The following is a 14,166-nucleotide window of genomic DNA, read 5'->3' on the forward strand; positions in this document are numbered from 1 at the left end:
AGCATCAGCACCAAAATTCCCCGGTATCAGGCAGGGCAAAAACCACCGTTAGCAACGAGTAATTCTCCTGGATGAGTGGCTAAAAGTCAGCGGTGTCGTTGCCGTCAGCGCCCATTAGTGCTCAAAACTTAAATGCCTTGCTAAAGGAGGGAATGATGGGAAACAACGACACCTGGCGGTAGGTGGGTTTTTCCCGCACGTTGCCCTCGAAGTCGGTGTAGCCGCGCTGGTAGTAGAGGTAGTAGGGGTTGCGGCGGCTGTACACGTTGTAGATGCTGAAGCTGTTCACGATTTCACCCCACTTCTTTTTCTTGGTTTTGCTCAGGTCCAGGTCGAACCGGTGGTAGGCCTGCATCCGGAACGAGTTCCGGTCGCCGTAGTCGTCGAACTCCTGCCCTCCCCCCAGCAGAAACCGCCCCTGCGAAAGCGTGGTGGCGTTGCCGGTGCCGTACACCCAGGTGCCCGACAACGTGAACGTAGGGCTGAAATGGTGGATGGCCACCACCGACACGTCATGGCGCCGGTCGTATTTGTAGGGGAAGATGCGCCCCTGATTGAGGTCGGGGAAGCGGCGGGTGCTCCAGGCCAGCGAGTAGCCGATCCAGCCGGTGGTGCGGCCGGTTTTCTTCTGCAAAAACAACTCACCGCCGTAGGCCCAGCCTTTGCCGCTGGTTACCTTGGTTTCCCAGTCGCTGTCTACGGTGCCCAGGAAGCTGGCTCCCTCGCGGTACTCAATGAGGTTGCGCATGGGCTTGTAGTAGGTTTCGAAGCTCAGCTCGTAGTTTTCGTCCTTGAAATTGAGCGTGCGGGCCGCGCCCAGGCTGAACTGCTGGGCCCGCTGGGGCTTGATGAGCGGCGTGGCCGGCACCCACAAGTCGGTGGGCAGGCCGATACCGCTGTTGGTGAGCAGGTGGATGTACTGGGCCGTACGGGCGTAAGCAGCCTTCAGCGCCCACTGCTCGGTTAGCAGGAAGCGGGCCGCCAGGCGGGGCTCAATACTGGGGTAGAACGTGCCGCGCACCAGAAAACCGTTCAGGCGCAGGCCTCCGTTCACTTTCAGGCGCTCGGTCAGGCGGTAGTCATCCTCGGCGTAGAGCGACATTTCGCTGGCCAGCGTTCGGGTGCCCTGGTTGAGCTGGTTGTTCTTGCCATCAAAATTATCCTTCTGCTGCAAGGCTCCGGGCCGGAACGAGTGCAGAATGTACTGGCCGCCGAACCGGATGTAGTGGTCGGGCGAGGGCGCGTAGTCGAGGTCGGTTTTGAGCGTCAGGTCGCGGATGTTGGAGAAGTAGCGCAGCGTGTACTTCTCGGTGCGGTTCTGGCCGTTGCTGCCGGTGTAGCGCTGCTCGTCCTCCTGGCCCACGTTGAACTGGTACTTGCTGTAGGTGAAGTGGGTGTTCATGAACAGTTGGTTGTTGAGCACCCGGTTCCAGCGTAAACCGGCCGTCAGGTTGCCCCAGCCCAGGTTAGCGGCCGTGCGGCTGTAGTCGCGGCTGCTGTTGGGCTGCTCGCGTACCCGGGCGTAAAACTTGTCGTAGCCGGTGTAGGCACTCAGATACAGCCGGTCGCGGCCGCTGAGCTTCCAGTTGAGCTTGGCGTTGAGGTCGTGGAAAAAATAGCCAATCGAGCCCTTACTGCCCTCGGCCGATAGCTGCGACTTAATGAAGGGCTGAGCCAGCACGTCGAGGTAAGTGCGGCGGGCCGAAATCAGAAAGGAGGCCGTATCCTTCTTGATGGGTCCTTCCAGGGTGAGCTTACTGGCCACAATGCCCACGGCCCCCTCGCCATGAAACTCCTGCATGTTGCCCTCTTTCATCGAAATATCGAGCACCGATGAGAGCCGGCCGCCGTAGCGGGCCGGGAAGCCGCCCTTGATCAGCTCTACGTTGTTGAGCGCGTCGGCATTGAACACCGAGAAGAAGCCGAACAGGTGGGAGGCATTGTACACCGGCGTGCCATCAAGCAGAATCAGGTTCTGGTCGGGCGAGCCGCCCCGCACGTACAGGCCGGTCTGGCCCTCGCCCCCGCTCTGCACCCCGGGCAGCAGCTGGAGCACCTTGAGCACATCGGTTTCACCAAACAGCTTGGGCAGGCTCTTGATCTGGGCAATGGGCACATTGATGGTGCTCATGCGGGTACTGCGCTCGATGCGCTCCTCCCCGCCCCGGTTGCCCACGATTTCCACGCCGCCCAGCTCGCTGCTGATGCTGCGGAGCCGGAAGTTGTGGCTGACGTTGGCCGTGCCGGGGGCCGCCCAGCGGCTGCGCTCGTAGCCCAGGTAGCTCACCAGCAGCCGCACCGAGTCGGTGGGGGTAGGGAGCGTGAGCGAGTAGAACCCGTACGTGTTGGTGGCCGTGCCCTCACCGGTGTCGGGGTTCACTACGGCTACCCCAATCAGGTTTTCGCCGGTAGCCGCGTCGCGCACGTAGCCGCTGAGGGTGATTTTGGCCGTTTGCTGGGCCTGGGCGGCCCCACTGACCCCTAGCACCGTGCCGGCTAGCAGCAACGGGCGAAATAAAAAACGCATAAAAGTTGGGTTATAACAGAAGATTCAGAAACAAAAGCAATAGCCAAGACGACCCTCCAGGTACCGGTCAGGATTCGCGCTAACCGGAAAAAGTTGCAAAATCGTCTCAAAGCCGGGAACAATTTTTCGGCCACACTCGTTGAGGCGGCCCTTTTTTCGCGGCTATACTTTCAACTAACTGACAATGAAGATAAATATTGTGCGTCTTAGGTTGGGCAGCTGAAAATAAAGTAATGCGTTGCTGCTGGTTTGCTGGTTTCTGCTGGCCGGGCTTCCGGCAAGCCGCCAGTAGCTCTACTACGGTTTCGCAAGCGGTAGGCTTTACCCCATTCGCAAAACCGCTTGGGGTTCTGCGACTCTAGTTTGTGCTTTGCTGGGGCTTGAAGCGCCCTATTCTGCCGCCACGAGGCCCTTTTGCCGGCCTAGTTCCAGCAGCAGCGCGTAAGCCTCCTCATACTCGTTGCGGACTTTGCCCTCCAGAATAGCCTCCAGCAGGGCCTCCTTCAATTCGCCTACTTCGCGGCTCGGCCGCAGGCCAAAAGTTTCCATAATGATTTCGCCGGTTATCACGGGCTTGAAGTTGCGCAGGTGGTCCTTTTCCTCCACTTCCTTGAGTTTCTGCTCCACCACATCGAAGTTGCGCAGGTAACGAGCCACGCGCTGGTGGTCCTTGCTGGTGATGTCGGCCCGGCAGAGCAGCATGAGGCGGTCCACGTCGTCGCCGGCCTCGAACAGCAGGCGGCGCACGGCCGAGTCGGTCACGACTTCCTTCACCAGCGCGATGGGCCGCAGGTGCAGGCGTACCAGCTTTTGCACCTGCCGCATTTCTTCGCCCAGGGGCAGCTTGAGGTCGGTGAAAATGCCCGGTACCCAACGCGCACCCTTGTCCTCGTGGCCGTGAAAGGTCCAGCCCACCCGTTTGTCGTGGCGCTTGGTGGCGGGCTTGGCAATGTCGTGCAGGATGGCCGCCCAGCGCAGCCACAGGTCGCCGCCAGCGGCCACCACATTATCGAGGACCTGCAAGGTGTGGTAGAAATTATCCTTGTGGGCATGCTGGCCCACTTTTTCCACGCCCTGGAGCTGGGCCATGCGCGGGAAGATGAGGTGGAGCAAACCGCAGCTAAAGAGCAGCTTGAAGCCATAGCTCGGCTTCGGAGCCATAATAATCTTGTTCAGCTCGGTCGTGATACGCTCCTGCGACACGATGCTGATGCGCTCCTTGTTGCGGGCCAGCGCATCAAACGTGTCGGGGGCAATATCGAAATCGAGCTGGGTGGCAAACCGGATGGCCCGGAGCATCCGCAGCGGATCGTCGGAGAAGGTAATATCGGGGTCGAGGGGCGTGCGGATGAGCTTACGCCCGATGTCGCCCAGGCCGTCGTAACGGTCCACAAGTGTCCCGAAATCAGCCGGGTTCAGGCTCAGCCCGAGGGCATTGATGGTGAAGTCGCGGCGGGCCAGGTCCTCTTCCAGGGTGCCTGCTACCACTTCGGGCTTGCGGCTCTCGGCGCGGTAGCTTTCCTTGCGCGCGCCCACAAATTCCACTTCGATGTCGGAGGTGGGCAGCATGGCCGTCCCGAAGTTCTTGAAGACCGTTACGCGGGGTTTTCCGGGCAGGCGGCGGCCCACTTGCTGGGCCAGCTGAATGCCGTCGCCCACGCACACCACGTCCACATCCTTGCTGGGTCGCCCGAGCACCAAATCCCGCACGTAGCCCCCGATTACGTAGGCCGGGTAGCCCAACTCGCCGGCAGCATCGGCAATGGTTCGGAACAGGGGCAATTCGGGCAGGCGCGGGTTTTCCATGCCGCAAAGGTAGCACGGGGCAGAATACAGGCCCGCAAAAAAGCTCCCCCGGAAATCATCCGGGGGAGCTTTTTCAACTGTTGGAGCGGGCTGGAGCCTACTTCTGGGCGGGCATCTCCTCTACCATTCCGTTGGTGGTGCGGTTCTGCACAACGGCCGTATCACCGGGCTCGGGAGCCATTTCGGCGGCGGCGTTGTCGGCCGTGTTCTCAATGGCGTTGCCGGCTGCATCCGTCGCGTTGGCCGCGTCGTTGGCCGCGCTTTCGGCGGTAGCCTCAGCGTTGTCCTGGGTTTTCTCGGAGCACGAAGCCAGGGCGAAAGGAGCGAAGGCGGCCAGTACGAGCAGGGATTTGAACGAGAATTTCATAATCAAAAAGCAAAAATGTGGAGGATGGATTTGCCCTTTATACCGGTAAAGCTGAAAAGTAACCCCCTGTTAAGCTTAGTTTTCTGGCATGCGGTTCACGCGCGCAAAACGGCCAGCGTGCCATCTGCCAGCACCCGCACTACCCGCGACGGGGCGGCCCGGGTGGTGTCATCCTGCCGCCAGCTCACCACGTAGCCGGCCTCCCGGCTGATTTCCGGCGCTATCTCACTGTAGATGGCCGCAGTGGGCTGCCCGCTCTTGTTGGCCGAAGTGGAAACCAGCCCGTGACCCAGCCGGCGCAGCACCAGCCGGCAGAACTCGTCGTGGAGCACTACGCGCAGCCCGATAGTACCATCGGGCGCCAGCAGATTGGGGGCCAGATGGCGGCTACCCGGCACCACGTAGGTAGTGGGCCGCTCTTGGGTGGCCAGCAGCTCCGGCAGGCTGGGGGGCACCACGGCGGCGTAGCGGGCAAACATGGCTTCGTCGGCTACCAGCACGATACAGGCCTTTTCGGCGGGCCGCGCCTTGAGCTGGTAGAGCGCCTCCACGGCCCGGGGCGATTCTGCATCGCACCCCAGGCCCCATACCGTGTCGGTAGGATACAGAATCACCTCTTGCAGCAGCAGCGCATCCACGGCGGCGTCGGCTTCGGAGCGCAGGAATTTATGGTTCATAGTCGGGGGCTTGGAAAACTGGTTGGATCGGAACTAGGGATGGGCAAAGGCAGGATCACCCTGGGCAGTGAAAAGGTCGTTGCCGGTTTGAAGCCGCTTGGAATAACTGACCCAGACAGAACCTGACAACGCTCTTTGCCTTGCTAAAAATGACGGCGCATCATCCCTAATGCTCAGTTTGCGGGTGCTCTGCCCCCACCGACTGGCATAGCTCAATCAGTACGCCGGTAGCCGATTTGGGATGGATGAAACACACAAGCTTATTGTCGGCGCCGCGCTTGGGCTCCTCGTTGAGCAGCACGAAGCCTTCGGACCGCAGCCGCACCATTTCAGCCCGGATATCGTCGACCTCAAAGGCCACGTGGTGAATACCTTCCGGCTTTTTGGCTAGGTATTTCGTGATGGCACTGTCGGGCGAAGTGCCGGCCAACAGCTCGATCTTGGAGCCGCCGACCTGGAAAAACACCGTGTCCACGGCTTCGGAGGCTACGTGCTCCCGCTTGTAAGGCGGATTTCCCAGCAGGCTGGTGTAGAGGGCCGTAGCCGCTTCGAGGTCGTTGACGGCCAGGCCGAGGTGTTCGAGGTTGGTAAACATGACGGGAGGGTGAAAAGCGCCGGCTACGGCATAGCGCAGCTTGTTTGGATTTGTTCTACTTTTGTAGCTACAAATGTGGGAAGAATCGTAAACCTGTTTCCCGGTTCGCGTGTTCTACCCGCGAAAGATTCTCCGCTGCAAAACCAGAACTCCGAGCCATGCTCAAGCTACCTATTTACCTCGATAACAACGCCACCACGCCCCTCGACCCGCGGGTTCTGGAGGCTATGATGCCGTACCTGACCGAGGTATTCGGCAACGCGGCCTCCCGCAACCACCCCTTCGGCTGGGCAGCTGAAGAGGCCGTTGATTACGCCCGTGAGCAGATTGCCGGCCTCATCAACTGCGACCCGAAGGAAATTATTTTCACTTCCGGTGCTACCGAATCCGACAACCTGGCCATCAAGGGGGTGTTCGAGATGTATGCTCAGAAGGGCAACCACGTCATCACCACCACCACCGAGCACAAAGCCGTGCTCGACACCTGCAAGCACATCGAGAAGCTGGGCGGCAAGGTAACTTACCTGCCCGTGAATGCCCAGGGCCTCATTAGCCTGGAAGAGCTGGAAGCCGCCATGACGCCGGAAACCATTCTGGTGAGCATCATGTACGGCAACAACGAAACCGGTACCATCCAGCCCATCCGCGAAATTGCCGCCATTGCCCACAAGCACGGCGCGCTGTTCATGACCGATGGCACCCAGGCCGTAGGCAAGATTCCGGTAGACGTTATTGCCGACGGCATTGACCTGATGGCCTTCACGGCCCATAAAATGTACGGCCCCAAAGGTGTGGGAGCCATGTACGTGCGGCGCAAGAACCCGCGGGTGAAGGTGACTGCCCAAATGGACGGTGGCGGCCACGAGCGGGGCATGCGTTCCGGCACGCTCAACGTGCCCGGCATTGTGGGCCTAGGCAAGGCCTGCGAGCTGGCCAAGAAGGAAATGGCGGCCGACGCCGAGCGTCTGAGCACCATGCGCGACCGGTTGGAAAAAGAGTTGCTGAATCTGGAAGAAAGCTACGTGAATGGCTCGGTGGAACGCCGCCTGCCCCACGTGGCCAACATCTCCTTCAAATACGTGGAAGGCGAAGGCCTGATGATGGGTGTAAAAGACCTGGCCGTATCGTCGGGTTCGGCCTGTACTTCGGCTTCGCTGGAGCCTTCTTACGTACTCAAGGCCCTGGGTCTGAGCGACGACCTGGCCCACAGCTCCCTGCGCTTCGGCCTGAGCCGCTTCACTACCGACGAGCAAATCGATTACGCCATCGGCCACGTAAAAGAAGCCGTGACGAAGCTCCGCGAAATGTCGCCCCTCTGGGAGATGTTTAAAGAAGGCATCGACCTCGATAAAATCGAGTGGGCCGAACATTAATAGTGTCTGGGGCTTAGTTGTTAGTGCTTAGTTGATTCTAGACATTAATAGTTAAGCATTTTCCTGGGTACTAAGCACCATCAACTAAGCACTAACAACAACAAAGCCATGGCTTACTCCGATAAAGTAATCGACCATTACAGCAACCCCCGCAACGTGGGCACGCTGGACAAGAGCAAGAAAAGCGTGGGCACGGGCCTCGTGGGTGCCCCCGAGTGCGGCGACGTAATGCGCCTGCAAATCGAAGTAGACGAAGCCACGAATACCATCACCGACGCTAAATTTAAAACCTTCGGCTGCGGCTCGGCCATTGCTTCCTCGTCGTTGGCGACGGAGTGGTTGAAAGGCAAAACCGTGGATGAGGCCCTGGCCATCGACAACATGGAAATTGTGGAAGAGCTGGCGCTGCCGCCCGTGAAAATCCACTGCTCGGTACTGGCCGAAGATGCCATTAAGTCGGCCATCAACGATTACCGCGTGAAAAACGGTCTGCCCGAGCTGGAAACGGCTAAGTCGCACCACTAATTTTTCAGCGACCAGCCATAAGCTGCAAGCGGTAAGAGCTCACTCCGGTTACTGCCGGGCTGAATTCTTACCGCTTGCAGCTTATGGTTTGTAGCCAACTAACCTTGCAAGCACATGGACCTCTCCCCCACCGACGTACACGTAGAAAGTGCCCGGATTCAGCGGCAGATTGAGCATTACCTGGGGCTGGGCGCAGGTAACCTGGTCTTTGAGTTCCGGCAGCTCGACGGGCTCACGCGCCTGGACCTGATTACGGTGAATCCGCGTCATCACCAGAGCTTCCTGTTCCGCTACGAAAGCGGGCACGACAAGCTGGATGCCCTGCGTAAGATGCTCGCCTATGTGCAACGCTACCGCGACGAGGAAAGCTCTTACACCATCCAGTGGCGCACCCGTGGCGACAAGGAGCTACAGACCTCCTATTTCCGGGCCCACAACGTGTTCGAAGCTCTCGATAAGCTTTATTATGGCCGTGACCTGAACACGATTACCGTTTTTAGCGTGGTGCTAAATCCCAGTTCTTAGAATGTTTCTGAACAAGCACTGTATCTTTGGTGTTCTGTTGCTGAAATATCCCGCTGTCGGCCGTCTGGCCGCCGCTACGTCTAGCCTCCCGCGCCATGATTACCGTTTCTGATAAAGCCAAGGATAAAGTTGAGAAGCTCATGCATGATGCGGAGCTGGACGAAACCTACCGTTTGCGCGCCTCGGTGGCCGGCGGCGGCTGCTCGGGCCTGAGCTACAAGCTTGACTTCGATAATGAAGTAAAGCCGATGGATCAGGAGTTCGAGGACAAGGGCGTGCGGGTAGTGGTAGATATGAAAAGCTTCCTGTACTTAGCCGGTACTGAACTCGACTTTTCGGATGGCCTCAACGGCAAGGGCTTTTACTTCGATAACCCCAACGCTTCCCGCACCTGCGGCTGCGGCGAGAGTTTTTCGGTCTAGCTTCTTCCCTTTCTGCCATCAAGCCCGCGCGACGTTTCCCAATTCGGGGAACGCCGCGCGGGCTTTTCCAGCCTAGTTACTACTGCTAAGGCTGGAATCGGACCAGAGCAATGTGCCTTACCAACTACTCCGGCATGGCTATAAAACAGCAGGGCCACTCGATTACGAGTGGCCCTGCTGTTTTGCGGCTGACTTGTAAAACGATTAACGGATGAGCAGCAGGCGGGTCTGGAGGGGCTCTTCGCCGCCGGTAATCCGCACCACGTACACGCCAGCCGGTAGGGTAGCTGGTAGCGTCAGCGGCACCTGCGCCGCGTTGGTTGCCGGGCGGAATGCCTGCGTAACCTGCACCCGGCCCAGATTATCGAGCACCGTGAGCTGCAGCAACTGGCCGGCCCGGCCCGTAACCGTAAGGTGCACCGGGGCTCCCACCGTTACCGGGTTGGGAGCTGCCACCACGGTGGCCGCCGAAGTGGCCGGCCCGACTAGCACGACGCTGCTGTATGCCAGCGTACCGTCTTCATCCACCTGTTCGAGGCGGTAGTAAATGGCCCCGGCCATAACGGGCGGCACATCCTGGGTGGCGTAGCTGTGGGCCTGGTTGCTGGTACCGGCTGCCGCCACGGTGGCTACTGTTCCGAAGGTGCGGCCATCCGTGGAGCGTTGCACCCGGAAGGCACGGGCGTGGAGCTCCTGGGCCGTCTGCCACCGGAGTTGCACAAACGCGTTTTGCCGAACGGCCGTGAAGCTGGTCAGCTGCACGGGCAGCGGCGCGGACGCGGTGGGCCGCACCAGGCTGTAAGCCGTGGCGACCCGCAGCTCGTCCACCGTCATCGGCGACTGGTTGCTTCCCTGGCGCAGGGCCACGCTCCCGATATTACCGGGCGCGAGCGAAGCAGCATCCGTGGTAGTGGCATCGGGAGTGGTGGGCTCCGTGGCGGGCGGATTCACGTAGAGGCGGGTTTCGGTACCGGCCGGGCCGAATACGTAACGCATAACCAGCTGGTAGGTCATGTTCACATCATATTCGGCGGCGGCATAAACTGGCGTAGCCCCGCTCCCGCTCACGCCAAACTGCACTTTACCACTGGTGGCAGCCGCTTTTACCAGCAGCCGGACCCGGTACGTAGTTCCCAGCGGACTCGGGCCCAGGTGGAAGAAGTAGTCGGCGGAGTTAGCCGTGCGCACATTTACCAGCAGGGAGGCGTAGACCGGCGTATCGGCCTCAACAGCCGTGAACGAGCGGTTTACATCTTCGCCCGTAGCCGTGAGCTCAGCGGCCCCGCTGCCGGCGGCGGGCCGGTTCGTACCCCGCGTGAGGGTTGTGGCACTCACCAGAATCGGGTTGCTACCGGCACCGCTGTGGGCAGTCCAGCCGTGGTTGGTGAGCCGGTCGCCGGCGGGGTAGTTGAACAGTTCCTCTACCAGCAGCTGCGCCGGCATAGCCGGGGTGACCAGCGTAAGTTTACCCGGGTTCAGCAGCAGGTAGTTCTCGGCTCCGGCCGTATCGTCATCATTATATTCGAAGACGGCAAACGTGTATTCCGTAGCCGGCTGCAAGCCCGTTACGGCAATGCTGCGGGCCGTACCGGCCTGCAACACCGTAACCCCGGTTGCCAACTGGTCGCCTTGGCCAAAAGCAGGGTTTCCGACGTAGGTGGCGCGGTCGGTGGGGGCGGCCGTGAGGTCCGGGGCCGCCGTGGCCAGCACCAGGTGCTTGCTGCCGTCGCCCCCGTTCAGGGTCAGCGTCAGCGAAGTATAGGACACATCGGTGGCGGTAAGCGTAGCCGAGGTGGTGGGTTCCGCCGCGAGGGGCAGGCTGAGCGTCTGCAACGTCTTTTCGTTGCCGTACACGGTGCCGGCCGCATTCACGGCGTAGGCGCGCACGTAGTAGGTGCTGGCCGGTTGAAGTTGGCTGAGGTCAACAGAGAAACTCACGGAGCCGCTGCCTTCCACCACGCTGTTGTCGGCGAGGGTAGGCGTGGCGTTGAGCGCGTACACCACGCCCCGTTCCGTTACCGCGCTACCGCCATCAGCGGTTATGCTACCGCCGGCCGTGGCGGTGGTAGCCGTTAGGTTGGAGGGGGTAGCGGTGGTGAGCGTGGCCGGATACACGGGGGCCAGGCCCGTACCGGATACGGCTACCGGCGCCTGGGAAGGCTTATCAGTCGTCGTCACGGCAATATTATCGGCGTAGATCTGGGCCACCGTGGGCACGAAACGCACGTCGAACGTAGTGGCCGTCAGCGTCCCGGCCTGCGGCGTGAACGTGAGGGCGCAGGCCGCGAAAGCGCCGCTGCCGGTTCGCACCTCGAAACCGGCGGGCGGCGTAACGGTTACCGGCTGGGTCAGGTACCGGCCGCTCAGGCTCACCGATTGGGAGCCCGAAGCCGTTCCGAGATAGAAGGTACCGAAGTCCGGCAGGGTCAGCGGGCTAACCGTCAGCTCCGGGGCTGGGGCCGCAACCGTGACGGTAACGGGGGCACTCGTGCCCACTACGCCACCGCAGGTACTGGTAGCGCGGGCCACCAGGTAATACGTACCCGCGCCCGCGAAATCACTACCCTGGAGCACGTAGCTAGCGGCGGTAGCCGTGCTGATAGTGGAGCTGAACGGGCCACCGGCCGCCGTACCGTACGCCCAGGCATAGGTCGAAGGAGCTTCGGGCGTAGCCGTGAGCGTGGCCCCGGTTCCGGTGGTGGTCAGGGATTGGCTACCCGCGGGCGAAACCGTTATGCTATTACTCGCGGGGGGCGCCGTTACCACCAGGTCCTGTCCGTTATCGGAGCCCGCCGTGGCAGAGGCCACGTGCACGACCCGCACCCGGTAGCCGGTGCCCGCCGCCGTACCGGCCGGCAGGGTGGCAGCCACTGGCGAAGCCGTGCCGGTGCCGATGCTATTCTGGCTCAGGTCAGCGGAAAAGCTCCCGGTGGCGCTGGAAAGCTGTGCGCTGAAAGTACCCGTGAGCCCCGTGCTGGTGAAGGGCACCGCTACCGCTGTGCCGGTACCCGCTGGCACGCAGAACGGGCTGCCGATGATGGTGCCGGTGCTGACAGTGGGTGTGGGGGGAGTAGATGAGAGGGTGGGCGTCAGGACCAGATTGTCCAGGGCCAGGCCCTGCCCGTTGGTGCTGCCCCCACTCCCGACGTAGGACCAGCGCAGGTACAGTAGTTCGCCATCGGGCAGATTCAGGTTGTTCAGGGTAACGCTTTTGCTACTGGTAGTTACTGGATTTACTACCGCATTGGCCCCATCAGCCGCGAAGCTCTCACTTGCCGCCGTTTCCTCAGTCCAAGTAGTTCCATCCCTGCTGGTGTAGCACTGCCAGCTAAAGGCGCGGGTACCGCTACGGTATTTTTCGATGTCAAACGCAATTTGCAGGCTGGCAATGCCAGTGCCCGACGTATTTTTCAGTGCCAGCAAGATATGGCGGGGCGAGGGGTACCCCGAGGAGGAAAGAAAGCCGAGGGCCCGGTCGGTGGCCGAAGCCGTTAGGCCGGGGGCGAAGTTGTACGCTCCCCCGGTGGAGCTGCCCGTGATGGCCCCCGTGCCGGAAGTACCGGCCGCCTGGGTTACTGCCGCCGTGTTGGCAGCGGCCCCGTAAACCGGGGCCGTACCGTTGGCAAGCTGGAAACCGGCGGGTAAGCTCGCCGTGCTACTACTGGCGAGGGAGGCAAACGTTTCAGAAATGGGGTTCGCGCTGGGTAGGGCCAGTTGGGCGTGCCCCACCAGGGGCAGCAGCCCTCCCAGCAGCAACAGCAGCCGGAACGGGTTCAGTAAAAAGAAGCGAGAAAACATGGCAGAGTGGGCCCGATGGGCCGCGCAAGAAGGTGTGTGGAGATGAGCAGACGGGCGCTTCGCCAGGCAGCGAAAGCAACTGACACAGCCGAACCGGCCGCGGGAATTGGCCGGAGCCCTACTTGGTGGGGCCGTTGTCGACTTTGGCCTCAACGGCTTCCTGCACGCTCAGCGGCAGGGCCGACAACAGGTCGAGGCCGGTAGCGGCTTCGATGGCATCCACGCTCACGCGGTACTGCCCCCAGTCGGTGGTAGCACTCTGGTCGTTGGGCGCGTCAATGGCAATAATGCGGGTGCTACTCGAAACCCGGCTCACGTCGTTGGTGCCCACGGGCAGCACCACTATCACCTTCCACACCCGGTTAGGCACCCGAATCCGGCCACCGTCAATGGTTGCAGCGTACCCGTTCGTGCCCGTGCCGCCCAGGCCGTAGCTGCCCATGATGATGTAGAGCTCGTTGCCGGCGTCTACCAGCGTGCGGCTATAGCCCTCCTGCGTCGCCCACGTTTTCTGGTTATTGGCGGGCGACTGGGGAATCATGTTGGTCATCAGGAACGTGGCCGAGTTGTCGGCTACCGTGCTGGTGCGGTCGGCCGAGGGGCAGTTGTGCCCCCGGTCGAAGCCGGAACCGGAGTAGCTGCTGCTCCCCACCTGGTACCAGCCGGCGGGCAGGGTGTTATCGGTCCGAAAATCGTTCTGGCGGGCCGCCGTTCCGGTCCACACGTCGGCCAGGTACCAGCTCACCCAGTTAGGCTTGCCCTGGTCGCGGTTGTAGCTCACCGCGTACTGGGGCTTGCTGAGCAGGTAGTTGGTGGGCTGATTGATGTCGGCCACGGCCCCGCTGGGGTTGCCCATCGTCAGGTGGTCGTTCTCTGGCCCAGTGGCCGGGGGCGGCGGCGGTGGGGTGCTGGCAAAGGGGGCAACCACAAAGTCGTCGAGGTTGAGCCGGGCCGTGCCACCCGATACCTTGCGCAACTCAAACCGCACCTGGCCGGGCACGTTCACGGCGAAGGAAGCCGTCTGCAAATTAGGGGCGTTGGTGATTACCGTACCGCCCACCTTAATCCAGGTGCCGGGGCTGCATACCTGGCTCTGATACCAAAGCTCGAAGCCGCTGCCGCCATCGGTGCCGTAAAGGGCGTGGCGCACCGTTACGGTAGCAGCCCCGTCGGGCAGAAAAAACTCCATCGTGAGCCGCCCGGCATTGCGGATGCGGGCGGCTTTAACACCAGCAACGTGGTCGTTGGCATCACTGCCCAGCAGAGCATCATCGAAGGTCCAGGACCCGGAGCTGAGCGTTACGGAAGCCGCCGCATATCCGGCTTTGGAGCCCGAATCGAACGATTCGGTCGTGGTGGTTTGGGCCAGTGCTGCCGGTGCAGTCAGGCAAAGGCCCACCAGCAACGTCCATACGCGGACGCGCCAGCTAGTGGTAAAAAGGAGCATTGAACGGGCAAAAGGTGTGTAAAGAGGTAGTGCAGAAGCAGATCGTATCCCAAATCTAGGGTTTTATCAAGGATTTATCACTTTATATATATATCAGTTAACCT

The 14,166-nt window shown here is 61.1% G+C and carries 11 protein-coding genes; 4 read left to right on the forward strand and 7 right to left on the reverse strand.

Going from position 1 to position 14,166, the window contains the following annotated elements; all coding sequences use genetic code 11:
- Window positions 1–121: 121 nt before the first annotated feature.
- The 5 genes from D0T11_RS09365 to mce form a co-directional block, all read right to left on the reverse strand.
- Window positions 122–2,527 (reverse strand): TonB-dependent receptor, encoded by a 2,406-nt coding sequence (locus tag D0T11_RS09365; RefSeq protein ID WP_119655530.1) that lies wholly within the window; start codon window positions 2,525–2,527, stop codon window positions 122–124.
- 390 nt (window positions 2,528–2,917) lie between these two features.
- Window positions 2,918–4,333 (reverse strand): CCA tRNA nucleotidyltransferase, encoded by a 1,416-nt coding sequence (locus tag D0T11_RS09370; RefSeq protein WP_119655531.1) that lies wholly within the window; start codon window positions 4,331–4,333, stop codon window positions 2,918–2,920.
- 97 nt (window positions 4,334–4,430) lie between these two features.
- Window positions 4,431–4,700 (reverse strand): hypothetical protein, encoded by a 270-nt coding sequence (locus D0T11_RS09375; RefSeq protein ID WP_182888319.1) that lies wholly within the window; start codon window positions 4,698–4,700, stop codon window positions 4,431–4,433.
- A 95-nt stretch (window positions 4,701–4,795) separates the two neighbouring features.
- Complete coding sequence (locus tag D0T11_RS09380; RefSeq protein WP_119655532.1) at window positions 4,796–5,377, reverse strand: L-threonylcarbamoyladenylate synthase; 582 nt, start codon at window positions 5,375–5,377, stop codon at window positions 4,796–4,798.
- A 166-nt stretch (window positions 5,378–5,543) separates the two neighbouring features.
- Window positions 5,544–5,972: a methylmalonyl-CoA epimerase gene (gene mce / locus D0T11_RS09385; protein ID WP_119655533.1), complete on the reverse strand. Its 429-nt coding sequence runs from the start codon at window positions 5,970–5,972 to the stop codon at window positions 5,544–5,546.
- Window positions 5,973–6,130: 158 nt separating this feature from the next.
- Between mce and D0T11_RS09390 the strand changes: the two genes are divergently transcribed.
- The 4 genes from D0T11_RS09390 (at window position 6,131) to D0T11_RS09405 (ending at window position 8,817) form a co-directional block, all read left to right on the forward strand.
- The gene (locus D0T11_RS09390; protein WP_119655534.1) at window positions 6,131–7,345 is read left to right on the forward strand and encodes an IscS subfamily cysteine desulfurase; all 1,215 of its coding nucleotides are present in this window, start codon (window positions 6,131–6,133) and stop codon (window positions 7,343–7,345) included.
- A gap of 108 nt (window positions 7,346–7,453) precedes the next feature.
- Window positions 7,454–7,870 carry a Fe-S cluster assembly scaffold IscU gene (gene iscU, locus D0T11_RS09395; RefSeq protein ID WP_119655535.1) on the forward strand — a complete coding sequence of 139 codons (417 nt, stop codon included), beginning with the start codon at window positions 7,454–7,456 and terminating at the stop codon, window positions 7,868–7,870.
- A 114-nt stretch (window positions 7,871–7,984) separates the two neighbouring features.
- On the forward strand, window positions 7,985–8,395 hold the full coding sequence (locus D0T11_RS09400; protein WP_119655536.1) for a hypothetical protein: 411 nt from the start codon (window positions 7,985–7,987) through the stop codon (window positions 8,393–8,395).
- A 95-nt stretch (window positions 8,396–8,490) separates the two neighbouring features.
- On the forward strand, window positions 8,491–8,817 hold the full coding sequence (locus D0T11_RS09405; RefSeq protein ID WP_119655537.1) for a HesB/IscA family protein: 327 nt from the start codon (window positions 8,491–8,493) through the stop codon (window positions 8,815–8,817).
- A gap of 204 nt (window positions 8,818–9,021) precedes the next feature.
- Here the strand turns inward: D0T11_RS09405 and D0T11_RS09410 are convergent, their stop codons facing one another.
- Window positions 9,022–12,615, reverse strand: coding sequence for a T9SS type A sorting domain-containing protein (locus tag D0T11_RS09410; RefSeq protein ID WP_119655538.1), 3,594 nt, complete (start codon window positions 12,613–12,615; stop codon window positions 9,022–9,024).
- 118 nt (window positions 12,616–12,733) lie between these two features.
- Window positions 12,734–14,062 (reverse strand): DNA/RNA non-specific endonuclease, encoded by a 1,329-nt coding sequence (locus D0T11_RS23105; protein ID WP_119655539.1) that lies wholly within the window; start codon window positions 14,060–14,062, stop codon window positions 12,734–12,736.
- Between the last annotated feature and the right edge of the window lie 104 nt (window positions 14,063–14,166).

Source organism: Hymenobacter rubripertinctus (assembly GCF_003583925.1).
Taxonomy (GTDB): Bacteria; Bacteroidota; Bacteroidia; order Cytophagales; family Hymenobacteraceae; genus Hymenobacter; species Hymenobacter rubripertinctus.